This is a genomic window from Aristophania sp. ESL1100 (genome assembly GCF_058511235.1).
The window spans coordinates 1,607,821-1,629,142 of record NZ_CP196394.1 but is presented as its reverse complement, the minus strand read 5'-3'; the positions used below and the strand labels follow the sequence as shown (position 1 = coordinate 1,629,142).

Here is a 21,322-nt window from a genome sequence, read left to right as displayed (position 1 = left end):
GAAATGAGTAAGGTGCGCTATGAAGAATATCCGGTGCCGCAATTTCCTTCTTATCCTGGCAATAAGCGCTGTAACGCTCACTCTTTCTCATAAAAGAGCGGAAGCGGACGTTCATTCCGAACGGATACAGGGCGAAACCAACGTGAAAAACTGGTTTTCGGACATTGAGCTCGGCTTACAGATTGAAGGGGGAATCATGGCCAATACGGGCCATCCCCGGAATGGTATGAATTTCGGACAGTTGCTCACGTCCCATAGTGATGAACCACTGCTCAACCAGATCCTTCTTAATATAACAAAACCGGTTGACCCTATTGGGGGAGGATATGGGTTTGGGTTTAATTTTCAGCTTCTTTATGGGTCTGACGCCCAGGTTTACGGGATTTCCGGTATCTCGGATAAATGGATCGACAAGCGTTATCAGCTGACACCGACAGCAGCCAATATCGCCCTGCATATGCCCTGGGTGACGAAAGGGGGGCTTGATGGGCAGATTGGTATTTTACCGTCCCCTATGGGGGTGGAAGTGCTCGATGCTGCCGCACGTTCTTTCTATACGCTGGCCTATACATCGGAATATGCGGTGCCCTTTGAACTTCTAGGAGGGTATTTCCAATGGCATGTTGCAGACCATTATAACGTGCTGTTTGGCCTTGATGCGGGCAATCAGATGTCTTTTGGGAAAGGGAATAATAATGGCCGTCCCTCAGGTTATGTGGGATTTAATGGTCACGATCTTGGTGGGGGAACGGTCAGTTTTACCGATATTTTTCGAATCGGTCCCGAAAATGCGGTTGCCTCCCTTGGGAAGCAGGCCCGTTCGGCGCAGCGTTTCTGGAATGATCTGAATCTTTCCTGGCAGATCACTCCCAAATGGAATGTGACCGCTGAAGCGACCTTTCTGCATGACGAAGCTCTGGGAGAGAGCTGGAGTGGTGTTCTCTGGGGGCAGTATAAGCTGACAGAGACATTGAGCTTCAATGCCCGTATGGAGCTTTACCGTGATAATTCAGGGCAGTTTGTCATGCAGTTTCCCGGTAATCGGGATTATGCACGCGCTCTTCTGGGCCATCAGAACAGCAGTTATGGAGCATCGCCGACAACTTATGGCGATCTGACGTTCAATGCGGTCTGGAGTCCGCATCTGGGGCACGGAATCAAGACATTCCAAATCCGCCCTGAAATTCGTTTTGACCGTGCTTTAAATGGGACAAAAGTTTTTGATGATTTCCATCATCAGTCACGTATCCTCATAGGAGGAGACGCGACGATAGGATTTTAGAGGTGTTTAACCGCGGCCACGATAACCGGGAACGTCCTGCGAGGGAATCCAGACATCCTGCGGGGCGGGACCAGTCTGCCAGAAAACATCAATGGGGATGCCGCCGCGTGGGTACCAATAAGCGCCGATGCGCAGCCATTCCGGGTCAAGAAGTTCGACCAGTCTGGTGGCTATGGTGACTGAACAATCCTCATGAAAAGCACCATGATTGCGGAAGCTTCCGAGAAAAAGCTTGAGAGACTTACTTTCGACAATCCAGTCCCGCGGGATGTAATCAATAACGATATGGGCAAAGTCCGGTTGTGCGGTCACCGGGCAAAGAGACGTAAATTCAGGTGCGGTGAACCGTACCATGTAGCGTTTCCCCTTATGAGGGGCGGGGACGCGCTCAAGAACAGCCTCTTCGGGGGAAGCTGGCAAAGCAGACTGGCGCCCCAGAAGATGGAGGTTCTCTGGCTGGGAGTGAGGAGAATCAGAGGAGGAAGCAGAAGACATGGGGTGAAATCCGACCTTAATTTCAGTTTAAAATGCGGGTATTATTTGCAAAATAATCGAAATCAGTGCAGAACACACCTAACTTCTGTCTTTAATCTGTCGTTTTCTGGAAGATCGCCTTGGATATTCGTAACATCGCCATTATTGCCCATGTCGATCATGGGAAGACCACTCTTGTTGACCAGCTCCTGCAGCAGTCAGGCTCTTTCCATGAGCATCAGCACGTTGCTGAACGCGCTATGGATAATAACGACCTTGAGCGTGAGCGTGGGATCACCATTCTGGCCAAATGTACCTCAGTGGTCTGGAAAAACACGCGCATCAATATCGTTGATACCCCGGGCCACGCCGATTTCGGCGGTGAGGTTGAGCGTATCCTGAGCATGGTGGATGGTGCCGTCATTCTGGTTGATGCCGCTGAAGGGGCTCTGCCACAGACAAAATTTGTGCTTGGCAAAGCTCTGGCACGTGGGCTGCGCCCGATCGTGGTGGTTAACAAGGTTGACCGTGGCGATGCCCGTCCTGATGAAGTGCATGACGAGGTCTTTGACCTCTTTGCCGCTCTGGACGCCAATGATGAGCAGCTTGATTTCCCCATGCTTTATGCGTCTGGCCGTCAGGGCTGGGCTGATACAGAACTGGAAGGTGCCCGCAAGGATCTCTCTCCTCTGTTTGACCTGATCCTGAAGCATGTCCCTGGTCCAGGGCTGGATAAAGACAAGCCATTTGCGATGGTTTCCACCATCCTTGAGAGCGATAACTTCCTTGGCCGTATTCTGACAGGCCGTATTGAGCAGGGCCGCGCGAAGGTCAATATGCCGATTCGCGTCTTCACGCCGAATGGAGACGTTGTCGAGACAGGCCGTGCGACCAAGTTGCTGGCATTCCGCGGTCTTGACCGCGTGCCCGTCGATGAGGCTGAAGCAGGCGATATCATCGCGATTGCTGGTCTTTCTGAAGCGACGATTCCTGATACATTGGCTGACCCGGCTCTCGAAGGGCCTTTGCCTTCAACACCGGTTGACCCACCAACCCTCTCCATGACCTTCCGTATCAATGACGGACCATTGGGTGGACGTGAGGGTAAGAAGGTCACATCCCGCCAGATACGTGACCGTCTGTTCAAGGAAACAGAGGGCAACGTCGCCATTAAAGTGACTGACAGCCCTGAAAGCGAAGCTTTCGAAGTGGCCGGTCGCGGTGAGCTTCAGCTCGGCGTTCTTATTGAGACGATGCGCCGTGAAGGGTTTGAGCTGACAATCGGGCGTCCAAGAGTGCTGTTCCGTGAAAATCCTGAAACAGGTGAGCGTGAAGAGCCTTATGAAGAAGTTCTCATCGATGTGGATGAGGAATTCTCAGGCGCCGTTGTTGAGAAAATGTCCCTGCGTAAGGGCGTGATGCAGGATATGCGTCCTTCCGGCGGTGACAAGCAGCGCCTGACCTTCCTGATTCCGTCACGTGGTCTGATCGGCTATCATAATGAGTTCCTGACCGACACACGCGGCACGGGCATCATGAACCGTCTCTTCCATGCCTATATGCCTTATGCCGGGCCGATTGAAGGGCGCCGTAATGGCTCTCTGATCTCTGCTGAAGATGGTGTCACCACACAATATGCCCTGTTCTCATTGCAGGATCGTGGTACATTGTTCGTCGGTGCGGGTGAGAAGATTTATACGGGCATGATCCTGGGTGAGCATTCCCGCGAGAATGACCTCGAAGTGAACGCTGTGCGTGAAAAGAAACTCACCAATATGCGTGCTGCCGGTAAGGACGAGGCCCTTCTTCTGACACCTCCCCGTAAGATGAGCCTTGAGCAGGCAATTGCTTATATTGAGGAAGATGAGCTGGTTGAGGTCACTCCTTCAGCGATCCGGATCAGAAAGCGTTATCTGGACCCGCATGAACGCAAACGCGCTTCACGTAGCAAAGAAGTATAAGCGTTATTTTATAGGACGAAGAAAAAGGCCGGTTTATTCCGGCCTTTTTTGTTTTAGGTTCTTGTGAAAACAGACCCTAGAAAGAATAGCTTTCATTGTCCTCAGGGATTAAGAGCTGTTTGTCTATATGGTTCTGCTCAGCAAACGCTTTTAATTGCCCGCGTGTGAGGACAGCATGATTAACGGCTTCCATATGGCTCGCAATGACAACAGCATCAGGCGCTGCGTCACATACTGATTTCACATCAGGGGCATTCATGATGATGGGCTCTTTTGTGATAAGCTCTGCATCACCGGCATTGAGGACGATAATGTCGGGACGGTACTGTTTCAGGGCGTGTGCGACCTGCCCATTCCAGACCGTATCGCCGGCAATATAGAGCGTTTTTTCATCAGGATGTTGGAAAACGACACCCGAGACATCTCCAAGAATATCGTGAAACCGGGCAATGACATTCTGGCTGCCATGTGTGCCGGCTGTTTTATGCAGGGTAATCCCTTCAAAGCGTGAGTTTTCAGAAAGGATCCGAACATCTTTGAAGCCCTGTGAGCGAATGAGGGCAGCATCTTTTTCATGTTGCGCAAAAAGGGGAATGTCTTTTGATATGAGGGCGATCGCAGCGTCGTCCCAATGGTCAGGATGGGTATGGGTGACGATAACAGCATCTATATCGAGAATGTCACTCATAGGTGTTTTCAGTGAAACACGGGGATTGGAAAGCTCAGCATTCAGGGTCCCGGGGAAGCCGGGATATGTCTCCTTGTCTGCAAGATAAGGATCAATCAGAAAGCGCTTTCCTCCATAGTCCAGACGTAAGGTGGCATTGCGTATTTGCGTGATTTTCATATGATGTCTCCTTATTAGGGACCGAATGGTCCAAAATGAGTTAAAAAAATATCAGTCAAGTAAAGACAGAAAACTGGAAAGCTTTTGCTTCATCTTCTCGGGATCAGCGAGAAGGGTGGTGAAAATCTGGAGCCCCGGAAAGCCGAGAACAAGCAGAGTGGCGAGGGATCGGGCATCACGTTTATGGGTGATCGTGCCCTCTTTCTGGCCACGTTCAATAGTCAGGGTGAGGGCGAGTTCCAGACGGTTAAAATCCTCCTCAATCCGCATTTTTATGGCGTTGTCATGAGGGGCCAGCTCAATGGCCTGGTTAATGCCCATACAGCCACTCCCTTTTTCCGGGTTTCTGGCATCTGTAACAATCATACGAAAAAAACGCTCAATGGCTGCTCTTGCATGGTCGTCAGAGAGAATTTTGATCATATCCTGATAACGATCCTCTCGGTACCGATCAAACGCTTCCAGAAAGAGCCCGTATTTATTGCCAAAGCTGTTATAGAGACTGCTTTTGCTCAGCCCTGTTGCCTTCAAAATATCAGTCAAAGACGTCGCTTTATATCCATGCTGCCAGAAAAGCTTCATGGATTTTTGCAGAACAATCTCTCTGTTGAATTCCTGAGGACGGGCCATGTTTCATACTCGACTGATTTTGAAAGAGCGTACTTGTTTTGAACTGATAAGTCCATAATTAATGTGAGATGACTATTAACGGTCTGTTTGATCGTTATAGCGGCTTGGCGGTGCTCCTACGATACGTTTGAACATGGCCGTAAAATTGCCCGCTCCTTCATAGCCCATATCCAGGGCAATGGAGGTGACTGACTCGCCTGCAGCGAGGCGTGGAAGAGCGATTGAAACACAGGCCTGTTGTTTCCATTCAACAAAGCTCATACCCGTTTCACGGCGAAACAGACGTGTAAATGTCCGCCTGTTCATGCCGAGATGATCAGCCCATTCGTCTGTTGTTATGGTGGCGTCAGGATTATGAAGAAAATCCTGACATAATTTTTCCAGACAGGCATGTGCTGGAAATGGGACAGATAAGGGAAGCGTAGGTGCACGGCAGATTTCTGTCAGAAGGAGAGACATAACCAGGCCATCGCGTCCTGTCGTATCATATTCAGCAGATATTTCGGAGGATGCAATCAATAATTGCTGGAGTAGCGGGGATACGCTTATGATCTGGCAGCCTGTTCCCTTATTTAAGCTATAATCTGGTTCAATCAATACACTGCGTGTCTGGACGGCCCCGATCATGCGCACTGAATGGGGTGTATTTCCTGGGATCCATACGGCTCGTTGGGGCGGGGAGACCCACGTTCCCTGTGGGGTTCTAACGGCCATCACCCCGCTTGCTGCATAAAGAAACTGGCTGCGTCGATGATGGTGTTCTTTCAGTTCATAATCCGGGGGATAGTGATTGCCGAGTGCCAGAACAGGCCGTGAGACACTTTCATCAATTTCACACATTCTGTCCTATTATCATAAATAAATGTCTGATTCAACGAAGCAGGACGGATGATAAAGCTGTATGACGTTCGCAAGCGCCGGCAGGTTCACTTCAGTCGGGAAGGGACCCTCTGGCCGTGAAACTGAAAGTTGCGAGCTAAATATACATGAACGAGCGTAGTACTGCTTTTGCAGGTCCGTCCTCTGGTCTTTCTTCAGGTAATCCTGAAAATCCACAGAAATTTATTGTTCAGATTGTGGGGGCGGTTGCCTTTGCGCACTTGCTTAATGACCTTATTCAGGCGGTATTACCGGCAGTTTTCCCCATGTTAAAGGCTAATTATAAACTCAGTTTTACTGAAATTGGCTGGATTATATTGGTGTATCAGCTAACGGCCTCTCTTTTACAGCCATGGGTGGGACTTTATACAGACAAACGTCCCATGCCGTATCTTTTGCCTGTCGGTATGGTGGCCACATTCATTGGTATCGGGCTTCTGGCGTTTGCACCAACTTATATAATGATTCTGGTATCAGCCTGTATTATTGGCATCGGTTCTGCGACGTTTCACCCTGAGGCGGCCCGCATTGCGCGTATGGCCTCTGGCGGTCGGTTCGGTACAGCGCAATCAGCCTTCCAGGTAGGGGGGAATGTGGGTTCTGCGATGGGGCCCCTTATGGCATCATCATTGATTCTTCCCTTTGGCCAGAAAGCCATAGCCTGGCTTGACGTGGGAACCATTGCGGCAATCTGGGTGCTTTTCGGTATTACGAAATGGCGGATCGGTATAGGGCCTGTCTCAAGCGACAGGACCGGGGCAAAAACGTCTCCCTCTCCCTATAGCCGGGCAACGATGATACGCGCCATGACGGTAATCGGGGTGCTTATGTTTGCCAAATTTATTTATATAGGGTCGTTTCAGAATTACTTTACGTTTTATCTGATCAAAAGATTTGGTCTTACCGCATCACAGTCCCAGTTTTATCTTTTTGCCTATCTGGCAGCTGTTGCGATTGGGACTTTTGCAGGTGGCCCGGTTGGGGATCGCCTTGGACGCAAGGTCGTTATCTGGATTTCATTTCTTGGTGTTGTGCCTTTTGCTCTGATCCTGCCTCATGCCAATCTGTTCTGGACCGCTATTTTAGCGATTACAATCGGGCTGATTATTGCTTCCGCATTTTCTGCCCTTGTTGTTTACGCACAGGAGCTGATGCCTGGCCGCGTCGGTATGGTCTCAGGCATTATGTTCGGTCTTATGTTCGGCATTGGTGGAATAGGGGCTGCCGGTCTCGGCCACCTGGCGGACCTTTATGGCATCATCTGGGTGTATAAATTTACGGCCTTTTTGCCATTGCTCGGGCTGGTTACAGCTTTTCTGCCTAAGCTGAAAACGCACTCATAAAACAAAATTTCAACGTGGTTCTCAATGGGAAGAGAGCGCGAAAGTGGAATGTCTCGCCTCTCTCTTTGTGACCGTCTTCAAAAAGTTCGTGCTGCCATCCTGATCAGGCAGGGCTGCCAGGTTGGCCGCGGCTTGTGGAATGTTCAAAGCGCAAGGCTGTTTCAGGCCGGGCGATGTTATAGGCGGCATGGATGGCCATCGCACCCTCTGAGAAACCCTGCAAGATCAGTTTCAGTTTGCCGGGATAGGCGGCAATATCGCCAATGGCAAAGATGCCTGGTGCACTTGTTTCCAGCGTTGCCGGATTGACCGGGATGGTATTGCGGTGCGTCTGCACGTTCCACATGGCAATCGGTCCCAGATCAGTCGACAGGCCATAGAAAGCAAGCAGGTGATCCACGTCCAGTCTTCTTACTGTGCCATCAAGTGAAATGACGTCTACGCCGTCAAGCACGCCATTTTCCCCATTAAGAGCGTGAAGCTGATAAGGGACGACTTTTTCAATCCTGCCTTCTTTGACCTTTTCCTCAATCCGGGCAAGCGTTTCCGGCGCCCCCCTGAATTGTTCACGGCGGTGAAGAAGGTAAATATGGCTGGCACTATCGGAAAGTAACAACGCCCAGTCCAGAGCTGAATCACCGCCACCGGCAATGAGAAGACGCTTCCCGGCAAACTCATCTTTCCGGCGGATGAAATAATGAACGCTTCCCCCCTGTTCATAAGCGTCCAGCCCCTCAAGGGGAGGGCGATTCGGACCGAAGGCACCGGCACCGGCGGCAATAATAACGGCTTTTGCTTTTACGCGGTCCCCGCGCTCATTGGTCAGGGTGAAGTCCCCTCGCGTCCCTTCCAGAGACGTGACCCGGCTCCCCAGGATACGGGGAATATCAAAAGGTGCGATCTGCGCTTCCAGAGCCTCAATCAGTCCGCTCCCTGTAATGGAAGGGTGGGCCGGGATGTCATAAATCGGCTTTTCGGGATAGAGCGTTGCGCACTGTCCCCCCACATAGTCCAGAACGTCCATAAGCACGCATTCAAGGCGTAGCATACGGCATTCAAAGGCAGCGAAAAGAGCGGCAGGGCCCGCACCAATAATAGCAATGTCAGTTTCAAAAGAAGAGATCTGGGTCATGATACTGTTACATAAGGCCAATCACTCTATTAGACCAGTCCTGACGAAAAATACGTCCTCATTAAATAATATTCTTTACCCGAAATGAATTGACTTCTTCTTTTCCTTTCCCGCACACTCATTTCCGAAAAGTTACGATATGGCTCGGGAGACCTTTTATGTTTGACCGTCGAACCGTTACGCTGATCCCCGGTGATGGAATTGGACCTGAAATTACAGACGCAACAATTTCCGTTCTGGAGGCTCTTGAAGCCCCGTTTGTGTGGGATATTCAAAAAGCAGGCATGACAGCGCTGGAAGAGTGTGGAGATCTTCTGCCAAGCGCCACGCTGGAAAGCCTTTCCCGCACAAAGCTTGCTTTAAAGGGACCCTTAACGACTCCGGTCGGGAAGGGGTTTCGTTCCATTAACGTGACCCTGCGCCAGCGTTTTGACCTTTATGCCAATGTCAGACCCGCCAGAACACTCCTGCCAGGAGGCCGGTTTGAAGATGTTGATCTTGTCGTTGTCAGGGAAAATATCGAAGGTCTTTACGCTGCTATGGAGCATTATCTCCCTGTAGGGGGGGATCCTGAAGCTGTTGCGTACGGAGCGGGGTATAATTCCCGGCAGGAATGTGCCCGTATCGTTGAATTCGCTTTTGCCTATGCCCTCAAACATGGGCGTAAAAAGGTTACGCTGGTTCATAAGGCCAATATTCTCAAGGCGTTAAGCGGAATTTTCCTGCATGAAGGCCGCCGAATTGCCGAGCATTATAAGGGGCGAATCGCTTTTGAAGAGCGCATTGTTGATGCCTGCGCTATGGAGCTCGTCATCAAGCCTGAAACCTATGATGTCATTGTTACGACGAATCTGTTTGGTGATATTCTGTCCGATCTCGCAGCCGGATTGGTGGGCGGCCTCGGGACAGCGCCGGGAGCAAATATCGGCCCAGAAATGGCCATTTTTGAAGCTGTTCACGGCTCAGCCCCTGATATTGCGGGCCAGGACAAGGCGAATCCTCTGGCGCTCTTACGGGCAGCCATCCTGATGCTCCGTCATTGTGATTATGAGGAAAAAGCAAAAACGCTGGAAACAGCTATCGAGCAGCTCGTCGTAAAGGAAGGCATCAGGACCCCTGATCTCGGCGGAACTATCGGCACCAGAGCGTTTGCAGACTTACTGATTCAGAGACTGAGGAGCTAGTTTATGACCCGGAACGCGGATTTATGGGAAACACTGGACGTCACAGGCGCATCCTATCGCTATTTCAGTCTCAATAAACTGGCTCAGAAAATAGGGACTATGGAGCGGCTTCCCTATTCCCTGAAGATCTTGCTGGAAAATGTTGCCCGTCAGGGAGACGAAAAAAGCGCTCAGGCTTTCGGGGAGTGGTTGAAAACAAGACACTCAGATCAGGAAGTTCCTTTCAGACCGGCGCGCGTCCTGATGCAGGATTTTACGGGCGTGCCGGCGATTGTCGATCTGGCTGCCATGCGGGAAGGGGTTAAAAAGCTCGGGGGGAGTCCTGAGGCCGTTAATCCGCAGATACAGGTTGATCTGGTCATTGACCACTCTGTGCAGGTGGATGAATCCGGTCGCCCGGAGGCACTTGCTGATAATATGGCGCTTGAATTTGAGCGTAATCGTGAGCGTTATCAGTTTTTGCGGTGGGGGCAGAAAGCCTTCAGGAAGTTCCGTGTTGTGCCGCCGGGGGCAGGGATCTGCCATCAGGTCAATATTGAATATCTGGCTCCTGTTGTCTGTCAGGAAGATACCGATGAAGGAACGATCCTGTTCCCCGATAGTGTGTATGGCACTGATTCCCATACGACCATGGTGAACGCACTGGGTGTTCTTGGTTGGGGTGTCGGTGGGATCGAGGCTGAGGCCGCTATGTTGGGGCAGGCAAGCTCTTTGCTGATCCCCGATGTCATCGGGGTAAAGCTTGTCGGTAATCTGGCCGAAGGTGTAACGGCGACGGATCTTGTTCTCACAATTACCCGGGTCTTACGCGCTAAAGGTGTTGTCGGGAAATTTGTTGAGTTTTATGGCCCGGCTCTTGACCAGCTCCCGCTGGCAGACAGGGCCAGTATTGCCAATATGGCGCCTGAATATGGGGCGACAATCGGCTTTTTCCCCATAGATCAACAGACGCTTGATTATCTGCGCCAGACCGGACGTTCTGAAGACCAGATTAAGCTGGTCGAAAGCTATTGCAAAGCGCAGGGGCTTTTCAGGGATGCGTCAAGCGTTGATCCCTGTTTTACAGAGACTTTGGAGCTGGATCTGGCAACAGTGGAACCCTCTCTTGCAGGTCCGAAACGCCCTCAGGACCGTCTGTCTCTTAAAGATGTTCCCGTCTCTTTTAAAGAACTTCTGGACGGATCGGTTAAAGAGGAAGAGCGCCAGAAAGAATTTTTGTCCTCTGATGGTGCTTTCAAACTTTCACATGGGGCGGTTGTAATCGCGGCCATTACGTCCTGCACAAGCACGTCCAATCCTGAGCTTCTGATCATGGCGGGATTGGTTGCCAAAAAAGCGTGCGAATTAGGGTTGAAGTCCCAACCATGGGTCAAAACGTCTCTGGCGCCTGGTTCCCGGGTTGTGACGGATTATCTTACCAAGGCGGGTCTGCAATCCTCATTGGATGCTCTGGGATTCCAGACCGTGGGATATGGCTGTACGACCTGTATTGGAAATTCCGGCCCTCTCTCGCCGGACGTCACAACATTGATTGAGAAAAATCATCTGTTAGTGGGGGCGGTCCTTTCAGGAAACCGCAATTTTGAAGGACGAATTTCTCCTCACGTGCGTGCCAATTATCTGGCCTCTCCGCCTCTGGTGGTGGCTTATGCGCTTCTGGGGCGGATTGATGAAGATATTTCAACGGCTATCCTGGGTTATGGACAGGATGGCAGTCCCATAAAACTTTCTGACCTCTGGCCGACAAGGCATGAAGTCTCTGAAATTATGGGAAGCGCTTTAAGCCCCGATGAGTTCAGGGATTGTTACAGCAAGGTGACCGAAGGCTCCTCGGAATGGCAGGCTCTCGGAGCTGGGGGGCATTCAGCTCTTTATCAGTGGGATGAAGCGTCGAGCTATATCCAGAAACCACCTTATTTTGATGATCTTTCTCCAGAAATCCCTCCCGTAATGCCCATTGAAAAGGCCCGTATTCTGGCGTTGCTGGGTGATAATGTCACGACGGATCATATTTCCCCTGCTGGGGCCATCGCAGTGAATTCACCAGCTGGTCTGTATCTGAAAACCCAGGGGATTGAGCCTCATGATTTCAATTCCTATGGCTCACGCCGTGGGAATGACCGTGTGATGGTGAGAGGAACATTTGCCAATATCAGGCTGCGTAATGAGATGGTTCCGGGTAAGGAAGGCGGCTATACGCGTCTGTTCCCAACAGGAACGGTAACGACTATTTTTGAAGCGGCAGAAGCTTACCAAAAACAGAATACACCTCTGGTTGTTATAGGGGGGAAGGAATATGGCATGGGCTCTTCGCGCGATTGGGCTGCCAAGGGCACGAAACTTCTTGGCGTAAAAGCTGTTATTGCCGAGAGTTTTGAGCGCATCCATCGTTCCAATCTGGTAGGAATGGGGGTTCTTCCTCTCACTTTCCCGCAAGGCGTGAACAGGAAAACGCTGGGCCTGACAGGAGAGGAAATGATCTCCCTTGAAGGGATGGAAGCTCTCTCTCCACGTTCTGAGGTCATAGCGGTTATTACGGCTGCTGATGGAGGCGTGGTAAGAGTTCCGCTTTTATGCCGGATCGATACATCTGATGAGCTTCTGGCTTATCGCCATGGGGGTATTCTGCCTCTGGTTGCCCGCGACCTGGCCTGACAGAAAGGCGGGACAAAACCCTCAGAAAGACTGTGCAGGGTCATTTCTGAGGGCGCGCGTAATATAGCGCGTACTTATAGGGACTTTTTCTGCAAAGAACGGTAGGATGGGGTCATGAGATTGACCCTTTCCTCCCCCGAGCAGACCCTCTTTTTTGCTGAAACTCTGGCTGAATGCGTGAAACAGAGGGATTGCCTTGCTCTGACAGGCCCTCTCGGAGCCGGCAAAAGCACTTTTGCACGGGCTTTTTTACGCGCATTGGCTCAGGATCCGGCTCTTGAGGTGCCCAGCCCCAGTTTTTCACTCGTGCAGGCTTATGAGACGCCTCGTGGGGTAGCTTTCCATTACGATCTCTGGCGCCTTTCCGGCCCTGATGAGCTTTATGAGCTGGATTGGGACGAAGCCTGTGAATCGATCATGATCGTGGAGTGGCCTGATCGTGCTGAAACACTCCTGCCTCCTGAGGCGCTTCACCTCGAATTCAGTTATGGAAGTGGGGAAGAAGAGCGCTTCGTCACACTGAAAGGCTGGCCGGAAGAGCGGTTGAATCTCCTCAAAACGCGGTTTGATTTATGACAGTCGCCACAATTCCGGCCTCATGTTCGTTCCTCGATCAAGTCGCGCGTTTCTGGCTCGAAAAGCGGGGACTCGGCTCTGAAGGGGATGGCTCGGAACTGACGGAACGTGGCGTTATTCTCGTCCCGGGTCGCCGTGCTGCCAGAGGGTTGATGGAGGCGTTTTTACGCGTTCTGGATGGCAGAGCTGCGCTTCTGCCGGATATTATCGCCATTGGTGACGTAGGGGAGACGGATCTTTTTCCCCTGGCATTGGAAGTAGACACGCCGCCTGCGGTCGAGACCAATCGCCGTCTGGCTGTTCTGGCACAGCTGATTCTGCACGCGCCTCTTTTCCGGTCATCGCGGGAGAAAATCAGTCTTGAACGTGTCTGGCCTCTGGCTCAGGCTCTGGCAGAGTTGATGGATGAGGCTGAGCGGTGCGGGGTTGATTTAAAGGAAGCCCTTCCCAAAGCGGTCGAAGAGGAATTCGCCCATCATTGGGAACAGACTCTTCTGTTCCTTAAAATTGTGACGGATTTCTGGCCACAATGGTTGAAAGAACAGGGGCTGAGCAATCCTGTCGCCCAGCATAGATCCTTGCTGGCAGCTCATGGCCAGCTTTGGCAGGAAATACCCCCTCCAATGGTCATATGGGCCGTCGGTTTTTCAGATGGAATGGCAGGGATTGCCGAATTTCTGAAAATTGTCGCCTCCCTGCCCTTGGGAACAGTCATTTTTCAGGCCGTTGATCTGGGGCTGGATCAGGATTTATGGGAGGGCTTGCCGGAATCTCACCCCCAATATCCGTTTTCCGACCTTTTGAAACAGATGGGCATTCAGCGTTGTGACGTGGAATTATGGGGGGAAAGCCAATATTCCGGGCGTGAAGAACTCCTGCGCGATGTCATGCTGCCTGAAAAAGGATTGTCGCGCTGGACTGAGCTGCGGGAGTGCTCGGGCCTTGAGGACCTTTCTCTTATTGCTGCCTCAGATTTGCAGCAGGAAGCCGGTGCGATTGCTCTGATCTTGCGTGATGTTGCGTCTCAGCCCGGGCGGTCAGGGGCGCTGGTGACGCCGGATCGGGATCTGGCGCGCCGTGTCAGATCAGCGCTTCTGCGTTATGGCATTCATGCGGATGATAGTGCGGGCACTCGGCTGGATCAGACGCCTATTGCCGTTTTCCTGCGTCTTATTGCCGGTGCGGCCGCCAATGAATATGCGCCTGTTTCCTTATTGGCGGTGCTTAAACACCCCTTTGCCCTGTTGGGGTTGAAACCCGGGGCATGTCGCTCCTTTGCACGTTTGCTGGAACGCCACGTCCTGCGTGGTCCCGCTCCCGGTGCGGGCTTTCCCGGTCTTTATGCAGCCCTTGAAGAACGTGTTTCTGCTGAAACTGGGGGCGGGGATGCGCGGGAACTTTCTCTTAAAGAGGAACTGAAACAGTTTCTTAAGAAGCTGGAGGACGCTTTTGCCCCTTTACTGGCTCTGACAGGTTTCCAGACAATGCCTGTCTGGCTGGAAGCTCTTATCCGTTGTGCGGAATTACTGGCCTCACCAGAGGAGAAAGAGCCCGAAACCAGTCTCGCCTTATGGCAGGGTGATGATGGGGCCATGCTCTCACACCACCTGGCTGAGCTTATGACCTGGGGAGGAGATTTGCCGCCGGAAGGGATTGAGGGGATAGAAGGTTTCCTGACGGTTTCCATGGCAGGGCTTGCCTTGCAGGGGCTGAAGGGACATCAGGGGGGTGTTGAATTGGCGCATCCCCGCATCTCTATCCTTGGTGTGCTTGAGGCGCGATTGCTGTCATTTGATACTGTGGTAATGGGGGGGCTTTCAGAAGGGAACTGGCCGCCTTCTGTTGACCCCGGTCCCTGGCTCAGCCGCCCGATGAGACGTAAAATTGGCCTTTTCTCGCCTGAAAAGACGATAGGACAGAGCGCGCATGATTTTGCGACGTCTGTGCTGGCGTCAGGGAAGGCCGTTTTTGCCTATGCCCGGAGAGAAGGCGGCAAACCGACGGTTATTTCACGGTGGCTTGCCCGTTTTGAAGCGTTTCTTGCCGGGCAGACGATTCTTTCAGGAGAACAAAAAAAGCTTTATTCGCACCCTGCTCTTAAGTGGCAACATGCTCTTGATCTTCCTTGCGGAGATGCACGACCCGTTCAGCCACCAGAGCCGCGTCCTGCTGTAGCGTTAAGGCCAAAGCGTTTTTCTATTACCGATATTGATACCCTTGTGAGGGATCCTTACGGGCTTTATGCCAAACGCATCCTGCATCTGAAAGCTCTGGACCCTCTGGAGCAGGAGGCAGAACAGATCATATTCGGCAATATCGTGCATAAAGCCATGGAGGAAATGGTCAGGTCCTACCCTTCCGAATGGCCTTATAATGCGAAGGAAATATTAGAACATTATTTCGAAAAAGCGCTCGGGGAGATTTCGGTCAAGGCTTCCCTGAAAGTCTGGTGGCTGCCCCGGTTGAAAAATATTGCCGCCTGGGTGTGTGATCAGGAGCTGCCTACAAGAAGAGGGGCTGTTGCTTTCCGCTCATATGCAGAGGTGGAGGCGGATTGGCAGGGTAAACTCTCTTCTGGCCAAAAATTCCGGCTTATAGGCAAGGCTGACAGAATTGATCTGGTCACTTCTGATGATGAAGATGGGTTAACGGCCCGGATATTTGACTATAAGACCGGCTCCCTCCCGACAAAAAAAGACGTCCTGCAGGAATGGAGTGCCCAGCTTGTTCTCGAGGCGGCATTGCTGGCAGCCGGAGCGTTTAAGGGGCTTCCGGCGACCGTTGCTCAGGCATTGATTTACTGGAAACTTGGCGGTGGCGTGAAATCAGGAGACATTCTCACATTTTCTTCCCTGGGGAAAAAAGCTGATGATCTTGATTTTATAGAGACTGTTTTATCTCAGTTTACAAACCTGCTTGAGGAATATGAACGGCCGGAGCAACCTTATTTTTCACGACCAAGGCTTCATCACGTGCCGCGTTACTCGGATTATGAGCAGCTCGCTCGGGTCGATGAGTGGTTTTATAATAGCAGGGAGGGATAAATCCTTATGATGGAAACCTCTTTTCTTAAGAATGATGCTATTGCGCAGGCAGACAAGGCCCAGCTTCAGGCTTCTGACCCGCGGGCCTCTGTTTTCGTTTCCGCCTCGGCCGGCTCTGGCAAGACAAAATTGCTGATCGATCGTCTGCTGAGATTAATGTTGCCAATGACTCAGCAGCATGAGGGCAAAACGCATATTATCGAAGGCGCTCATCCCGGCAGAATTCTCTGCCTGACCTATACCAAGGCCGCCGCAGCGGAAATGGCAGGGCGTTTGCAGGCCCGGCTGGGGGAATGGGTCTCCTTACCTGATGACGCGCTGGGGCAGCAGCTGGAGCGCCTTGACGTCCCCAATACAGAGGAGACACGGCAGCAGGCGCGTGGGCTTTTCATCAAGGTTCTGGACCTTCCCGGCGGGTTGAGAATTGAGACGATTCACGCTTTTTGTCAGTCTCTTTTGCGCCGTTTCCCTCTGGAAGCGGCACTGGATCCCCATTTCTCCCTGGTTGAGGAAACAGACGGTAAGGTCATGTTAAGACAGGCCCTTGAGGGGGAAATAGCCGCTTACCCTCAAAGTGTTGCCTCTCTTGCCGGGGAGGTTTCGCTGGATGAAATGGCCAGGACACTCGGGAGTGTGCTTGAAAAACGCGAAATCTGGGCAGGTCTGGTTAAAGAATGGGCTTTAAGACCTGCTTTGCGGAGGGAGATTTATCAGACGCTTTTTGACGTGTGCGGGAAAAGCCGAAAAAGGCTGGAGGAAGAAGACCGCTCGTCACCTTTTGAAGCTGAATTTATAGAAGGATTTAAACGTGCCGGTCCCGTCATGACAGATACTGGGCAAAAATGGAGTCAGCCTCTTATAGAGTGGTTACAACAAAATCCGCAGAATCGCGCTCTTTTTTGTCTGGAATCGGTTTTTCTGACAGCCAAGCAGACCGTTCGGCAGATGGACCGTGCTATAGGGAAAGCGGCTCGAGAACGCGCACCTGATCTTGCAGCACTTCTGGAAAAAGAGGGAGAGAGGCGTCTTGAACTCTATCAGATAAGAAAATCACTGGAACTGATAGAAATCAATCAGGAGTTACTCAATCTTGCTGTTCCTGTGTTGGAGCGGTTCCAGCAGGCAAAAAATCAGCGTGGCAGCGTGGATTATAGCGACCTGATTACCTATACGCGCGCTCTTTTGAGAGATCCTGGAGCAGCCTGGGTGTTGTACAAACTTGATGGCGGGATTGACCATTTATTGCTTGATGAAGTGCAGGATACGTCCGGCCTGCAATGGGAAATCGCCGGTGCGTTAACGGAGGATTTCTTTACAGGGGATGCCGCTCAGAGTGACAATGGCCGTCCCCGCACGGTTTTTGCCGTTGGGGATTTCAAGCAGTCAATTTACAGTTTTCAGGGGGCCGAACCAGAGCAGTTTCATCTCTGGCGGCAGGAATTTGCCCGGCGCGTAAAACAGGCGCATCTGCCCTGGTGTGACCCCGAATTAAATGTGTCTTTCCGCTCTGTGCCTCCGGTTCTTTCCTTTGTGGATCATGTTTTCATGAGTAAAGAGGCAGCAGAAGGATTGGGGGAAGGAGAAAATCAGGGACCAAGGCCTCATATTTCAGCAAGACCGGGGCAGGGAGGCCGGGTTGAGCTATGGCCTCTCGTTCCCCTGCTGGAAGAACCTGATAGCGAAGACTCTCCCTGGCAGGCTCCTCATTATAATCAAAGACAGCAAAGTGCCATGCAGCGCCTGGCAGAAACATTGGCGCAATGGATCAAGGAGCAGATTGGTCGCCCCCCGCAGGAGGGGCAGGCACCGCTTAAAGCAGCCGATATTCTGGTTCTGGTTTCAAAGCGTTCAAGTTTTATCCCGGTTCTGATTAGAGCCTTAAAAACGCGTTCCGTCCCTGTGGCGAGTTTTTTACGGACTAAAGTCACAGAGCAACTTGCTGTCAAAGACCTGCTGACACTTTGTGCCACGTTGCTTCTTCCACAGGATGATTTAAGTCTGGCCTGTGTGCTGACGTCGCCTTTTGGAGGTATCAGCGATCGGTCTTTAATGGCCCTCATTACCGAAAATGGGAACCATTCTCTTTCAGGACAGAAAAAAACCGCCTTGTGGGATGTATTGCGTGAACGTCACCAGGAAAAGGAAGACTGGGATATAGCCTGGCGTCGTTTAAGCGCTCTGTACCGCCGGGTTGATTTTGAATCCCCCTATGAATTGCTCATGCAGGCTTTGGGCCCATTGGGAGGGCGGACGCGTATTCTGGCGCGTTTGGGGGCGGAAGCGTCCGATGCTGTTGATGAATTACTCACAATGGCGCTGGATTACGAAAAAGAGCATGTGCCGTCTTTACAGGGGTTCCTCAAATGGGTGGAGGAAAGTGCCCTTGATACACGTCGTGAGGCGGAAACGGCCTCTGACGAAGTCAGAATCATGACGGTACATGGGGCCAAGGGATTGCAGGCACGCCTTGTGATTCTCCCTGATACAACAGCACCCCCGGGGCGGGGGGACACCCTCTTATGGGCAGAAGAAAGAGGTGAGCACTGTCCGCTCTGGGTGCCGCGTGCTGAATATGTCACGGATTTTGTCAAAACGTTAAAAGAGAAAGAACACCTGCGGGCATTGGCGGAGAATAACCGTCTTCTTTACGTTGCTTTGACCCGTGCCAGTGACTGGCTTGTTATTTGCGGGTGGGAAAGAAAGAAAACGTCCCAGGAGTCTCCAAACTGGCATACGCTCTGTATGCAGGCTTTTGAACGGCTGGATCATAAAGAGCTTGAAGAATGCACTCTGGGGTGGGAGGGACAAACATATATTTTGCAGGAACGTCCTGAAACCAGCGAAACGAAACGGGAAACGCTTCAAAAGTCCGAGCCTGTCACATTGCCTGCATGGATGGGCACAGCGCCACAATGGCAGGCTATTGCCGCCCCTCAGGAAAGTGCCCTTGCCCGGCCATTAACCCCCAGCAAGCCTGAAGGAATTGAGTTTGGTCCTGCGCCGGCAGCACGTTCACCCCTGGATATATTACAGAAAAAAGATACGATAATTTCGCAGAAAAACGGACGGGAAAAGGCCCTTCAGCGTGGACAGATCATTCATCGTTTATTGCAGCGCCTCCCCGAAGTTCCCCCTGATGAACGGCCGGAACTGGCGCGTTCGTGGCTCGCACGACCTGCCTGGCAGCTTGATAAGGCGGAAATTGATCATTTACTGAGATCTATTTTTACAGTGCTGAATAATCCCGCTTTTGCTCCTTTATTTGGTGTTCACAGCCGGGCGGAACAATCTGTTTCAGGCACCTTATCGGCCCCTCCCGATGGGACTATGGTAACAGAAGGGCGGGTTGTCCTTGGGAAGATAGATCGTTTTTGCCTTGAGCAGGACACATTATGGTTATGTGATTACAAGACGGGTCGCTTTCCACCCCGCAGAGTCGAGGAGACTCCCTTGCCCTATTTGCGGCAGATGGCAGCTTACCGAGCTGTTATGGCGCAGATTTATCCCCACCATCATATCAAATGTTTTTTACTCTGGACCGAAGGGCCACAGGTCACAGAGCTACCGGGATCATTGTTAGAGGAACATCTTTGGAGTTAAATAGGGGCCTAAAAACCATGGTTGGGACGAGAGGTCGCTCTTGTGCTTTCCAGATGAATGACAATATCACAATGAAAGCCGTATGAACGCGGCACAAAAGAAAGGGTTTCCTTATGGCTGGAACAATTGCAGTCACAGATCAGAGTTTTGATTCAGAGGTTTTAAAAGCTGCCGGTCCCGTATTGGTGGATTTCTGGGCTGAATGGTGCGGCCCTTGCAAAATGATTGGCCCGGCTCTTGAAGATATCGCCAATGAATATCAGGATCGCCTGAAAGTGGCGAAAGTCGATATTGATTCAAACCCTGAAATCCCCACCACATATGGGATCAGAAGCATTCCGACTCTGATGGTATTCAAAGGGGGCAAACTTATTGCTCAACAGACAGGGGCTCTGCCAAAAAGTCAGTTGAAGGCATGGATTGACCAGCATCTCGGCTGATTGAAATTTTCAGCCTGACGAGAGCTGTAGCGGGTTCAGGAAGGATTGTGTAGAAGAATACCATGTCTATGAAATCTGTTTTTCCTGAACCTGTTCTCCTTACCTCCTCTGAAGATGTCGCGCGTTTTTGCGATTCTGTCAGTCAGGAAAGCTTCGTTACGATTGATACGGAGTTTGTGAGGGAAAAGACGTATTGGCCGCATCTCTGTCTTGTCCAGATTGCCGGGGCAGATAAGGTTGGCCTGATTGATGCCTGTATGGCGAATATTGATCTGTCACCTTTGAAATCTCTGTTGGCGAAGCCGGATTGCCTCAAGGTGTTTCACGCAGCACGGCAGGATCTGGAGATTTTCCTTCATATTTTTGGTGAGCTTCCTGTAGCGCTTTTTGATACGCAGATTGCGGCAATGGTGGCCGGGTTTGGCGAACAGGTCGGCTACGATACGCTTGTCGGGGCTCTGACAGGCGCACAGATTGACAAGAGTCACCGTTTTACTGACTGGGCGAGGCGTCCCTTAAGCAAGGCGCAGATTGCTTATGCGGCGGCGGACGTAACGCACCTGCGCGTTGTTTATCAGCTTTTGAAAGACAAGCTGGAAGAGCAGGGGCGCTCAGGGTGGGTTACGGCGGAATTGGGGACGCTGATGGCGGAGGAAACCTACCGCCCGGATCCTTACCAGCTATGGCGTAAATTGAAGCCCAGAACAAATAACCGGCGTATATTGGGAATTCTGCAGGAATGTGTGGCCTGGCGTGAACAGGAGGCACAGCGGGTCAATCTTCCCCGCCAACATGTGATCCGTAATGAAAGCCTTCTGGAAATCGCCACAGTCCGCCCAAAAACGGCTCAGGAACTCAGCCATATTCGTGGCGTCTCAGAGGGGTTCGCTACAGGGGCATTGGGACGTGGCTTATTAAAGGCCATTGCGCTTGGAGAGACGAAAGAGGCAGAGAGCCTTCCCATTCTCCATACCAAGAAAAAAGCCGAAATAAAGAAAGTGTCACCTCACGTCGTTGGCCTGTTAAAAGTCCTGCTGGCTATGACAAGTGAGGCTCATTCTGTCGCGCCAAAATTGGTAGCATCTGGTGAGGATCTGGAAAAAATGGTTGGAGGGGAGACTGATCTTCCTGTTTTTAAAGGATGGCGCTACGAGGTTTTTGGCAAGGAAGCTCAGGCTCTTTTGAGTGGAAAAACGGCCTTGCTCGTTAGAGATGAGGACGTGCACATCAAAGATTTATGTGTGGAACATCAATCTTTGGAAAGTTCATGATCCT

At 51.5% G+C, this 21,322-nt stretch carries 15 protein-coding genes; 10 read left to right on the top strand and 5 right to left on the bottom strand.

Features of this window, described 5'->3' with window-relative positions; translation table 11 throughout:
• Window positions 1–19 precede the first annotated feature (19 nt).
• Window positions 20–1,282 carry an outer membrane beta-barrel protein gene (locus tag ACSYSY_RS07535; RefSeq protein WP_491706956.1) on the top strand — a complete coding sequence of 421 codons (1,263 nt, stop codon included), beginning with the start codon at window positions 20–22 and terminating at the stop codon, window positions 1,280–1,282.
• Window positions 1,283–1,288: 6 nt separating this feature from the next.
• Here ACSYSY_RS07535 and queF read toward each other — a convergent pair whose 3' ends face one another.
• Complete coding sequence (gene queF, locus ACSYSY_RS07530) at window positions 1,289–1,777, bottom strand: preQ(1) synthase (RefSeq protein ID WP_491706955.1); 489 nt, start codon at window positions 1,775–1,777, stop codon at window positions 1,289–1,291.
• A 119-nt stretch (window positions 1,778–1,896) separates the two neighbouring features.
• On the opposite strand from queF, the gene typA reads away from it, so the two are divergent.
• The gene (gene typA / locus ACSYSY_RS07525; protein WP_491706954.1) at window positions 1,897–3,717 is read left to right on the top strand and encodes a translational GTPase TypA; all 1,821 of its coding nucleotides are present in this window, start codon (window positions 1,897–1,899) and stop codon (window positions 3,715–3,717) included.
• Between the two features lie 76 nt (window positions 3,718–3,793).
• Here typA and ACSYSY_RS07520 read toward each other — a convergent pair whose 3' ends face one another.
• From ACSYSY_RS07520 to ACSYSY_RS07510, 3 genes are all read right to left on the bottom strand, one after another.
• Window positions 3,794–4,564: an MBL fold metallo-hydrolase gene (locus tag ACSYSY_RS07520; RefSeq protein WP_491706953.1), complete on the bottom strand. Its 771-nt coding sequence runs from the start codon at window positions 4,562–4,564 to the stop codon at window positions 3,794–3,796.
• A 51-nt stretch (window positions 4,565–4,615) separates the two neighbouring features.
• Window positions 4,616–5,194, bottom strand: a complete 579-nt coding sequence (locus ACSYSY_RS07515; protein WP_491706952.1) for a TetR/AcrR family transcriptional regulator — start codon at window positions 5,192–5,194, stop codon at window positions 4,616–4,618.
• A 75-nt stretch (window positions 5,195–5,269) separates the two neighbouring features.
• The gene (locus ACSYSY_RS07510; RefSeq protein ID WP_491706951.1) at window positions 5,270–6,034 is read right to left on the bottom strand and encodes an AraC family transcriptional regulator; all 765 of its coding nucleotides are present in this window, start codon (window positions 6,032–6,034) and stop codon (window positions 5,270–5,272) included.
• Window positions 6,035–6,180: 146 nt separating this feature from the next.
• Between ACSYSY_RS07510 and ACSYSY_RS07505 the strand changes: the two genes are divergently transcribed.
• Window positions 6,181–7,416, top strand: coding sequence for an MFS transporter (locus tag ACSYSY_RS07505; protein WP_491706950.1), 1,236 nt, complete (start codon window positions 6,181–6,183; stop codon window positions 7,414–7,416).
• Between the two features lie 103 nt (window positions 7,417–7,519).
• Here the strand turns inward: ACSYSY_RS07505 and ACSYSY_RS07500 are convergent, their stop codons facing one another.
• The gene (locus ACSYSY_RS07500; RefSeq protein ID WP_491706949.1) at window positions 7,520–8,548 is read right to left on the bottom strand and encodes an NAD(P)/FAD-dependent oxidoreductase; all 1,029 of its coding nucleotides are present in this window, start codon (window positions 8,546–8,548) and stop codon (window positions 7,520–7,522) included.
• A 158-nt stretch (window positions 8,549–8,706) separates the two neighbouring features.
• Between ACSYSY_RS07500 and ACSYSY_RS07495 the strand changes: the two genes are divergently transcribed.
• The 7 genes from ACSYSY_RS07495 (at window position 8,707) to rnd (ending at window position 21,318) form a co-directional block, all read left to right on the top strand.
• Window positions 8,707–9,732 carry an isocitrate/isopropylmalate dehydrogenase family protein gene (locus tag ACSYSY_RS07495; RefSeq protein ID WP_491706948.1) on the top strand — a complete coding sequence of 342 codons (1,026 nt, stop codon included), beginning with the start codon at window positions 8,707–8,709 and terminating at the stop codon, window positions 9,730–9,732.
• A gap of 3 nt (window positions 9,733–9,735) precedes the next feature.
• Window positions 9,736–12,387 carry an aconitate hydratase AcnA gene (gene acnA / locus ACSYSY_RS07490; RefSeq protein ID WP_491706947.1) on the top strand — a complete coding sequence of 884 codons (2,652 nt, stop codon included), beginning with the start codon at window positions 9,736–9,738 and terminating at the stop codon, window positions 12,385–12,387.
• Window positions 12,388–12,501: 114 nt separating this feature from the next.
• Window positions 12,502–12,963, top strand: coding sequence for a tRNA (adenosine(37)-N6)-threonylcarbamoyltransferase complex ATPase subunit type 1 TsaE (gene tsaE / locus ACSYSY_RS07485; protein ID WP_491706946.1), 462 nt, complete (start codon window positions 12,502–12,504; stop codon window positions 12,961–12,963).
• On the top strand, window positions 12,960–16,007 hold the full coding sequence (addB, locus tag ACSYSY_RS07480) for a double-strand break repair protein AddB (RefSeq protein WP_491706945.1): 3,048 nt from the start codon (window positions 12,960–12,962) through the stop codon (window positions 16,005–16,007). Before tsaE ends, addB begins: the two co-directional genes overlap by 4 nt.
• A 6-nt stretch (window positions 16,008–16,013) precedes the next feature.
• Window positions 16,014–19,607: a double-strand break repair helicase AddA gene (addA, locus tag ACSYSY_RS07475; RefSeq protein WP_491706944.1), complete on the top strand. Its 3,594-nt coding sequence runs from the start codon at window positions 16,014–16,016 to the stop codon at window positions 19,605–19,607.
• A 113-nt stretch (window positions 19,608–19,720) separates the two neighbouring features.
• On the top strand, window positions 19,721–20,047 hold the full coding sequence (trxA, locus tag ACSYSY_RS07470) for a thioredoxin TrxA (protein WP_491706943.1): 327 nt from the start codon (window positions 19,721–19,723) through the stop codon (window positions 20,045–20,047).
• A gap of 62 nt (window positions 20,048–20,109) precedes the next feature.
• Entirely contained in the window at window positions 20,110–21,318 is a 1,209-nt protein-coding gene (gene rnd, locus ACSYSY_RS07465) for a ribonuclease D (protein WP_491706942.1), read from the top strand.
• The last annotated feature ends 4 nt before the right edge of the window (window positions 21,319–21,322 follow it).

What these genes read in the sequence shown, in the direction of transcription:
- ACSYSY_RS07535 (WP_491706956.1), top strand. Translation starts at nt 20, where the DNA reads ATGAAGAATATCCGGTGCCGCAATTTCCTTCTTATCCTGGCAATAAGC.
- queF (WP_491706955.1), bottom strand. Translation starts at nt 1,777, where the DNA reads ATGTCTTCTGCTTCCTCCTCTGATTCTCCTCACTCCCAGCCAGAGAAC.
- ACSYSY_RS07520 (WP_491706953.1), bottom strand. Translation starts at nt 4,564, where the DNA reads ATGAAAATCACGCAAATACGCAATGCCACCTTACGTCTGGACTATGGA.
- ACSYSY_RS07515 (WP_491706952.1), bottom strand. Translation starts at nt 5,194, where the DNA reads ATGGCCCGTCCTCAGGAATTCAACAGAGAGATTGTTCTGCAAAAATCC.
- ACSYSY_RS07510 (WP_491706951.1), bottom strand. Translation starts at nt 6,034, where the DNA reads ATGTGTGAAATTGATGAAAGTGTCTCACGGCCTGTTCTGGCACTCGGC.
- ACSYSY_RS07505 (WP_491706950.1), top strand. Translation starts at nt 6,181, where the DNA reads ATGAACGAGCGTAGTACTGCTTTTGCAGGTCCGTCCTCTGGTCTTTCT.
- ACSYSY_RS07500 (WP_491706949.1), bottom strand. Translation starts at nt 8,548, where the DNA reads ATGACCCAGATCTCTTCTTTTGAAACTGACATTGCTATTATTGGTGCG.
- ACSYSY_RS07495 (WP_491706948.1), top strand. Translation starts at nt 8,707, where the DNA reads ATGTTTGACCGTCGAACCGTTACGCTGATCCCCGGTGATGGAATTGGA.
- acnA (WP_491706947.1), top strand. Translation starts at nt 9,736, where the DNA reads ATGACCCGGAACGCGGATTTATGGGAAACACTGGACGTCACAGGCGCA.
- tsaE (WP_491706946.1), top strand. Translation starts at nt 12,502, where the DNA reads ATGAGATTGACCCTTTCCTCCCCCGAGCAGACCCTCTTTTTTGCTGAA.
- addB (WP_491706945.1), top strand. Translation starts at nt 12,960, where the DNA reads ATGACAGTCGCCACAATTCCGGCCTCATGTTCGTTCCTCGATCAAGTC.
- addA (WP_491706944.1), top strand. Translation starts at nt 16,014, where the DNA reads ATGATGGAAACCTCTTTTCTTAAGAATGATGCTATTGCGCAGGCAGAC.
- trxA (WP_491706943.1), top strand. Translation starts at nt 19,721, where the DNA reads ATGGCTGGAACAATTGCAGTCACAGATCAGAGTTTTGATTCAGAGGTT.
- rnd (WP_491706942.1), top strand. Translation starts at nt 20,110, where the DNA reads ATGTCTATGAAATCTGTTTTTCCTGAACCTGTTCTCCTTACCTCCTCT.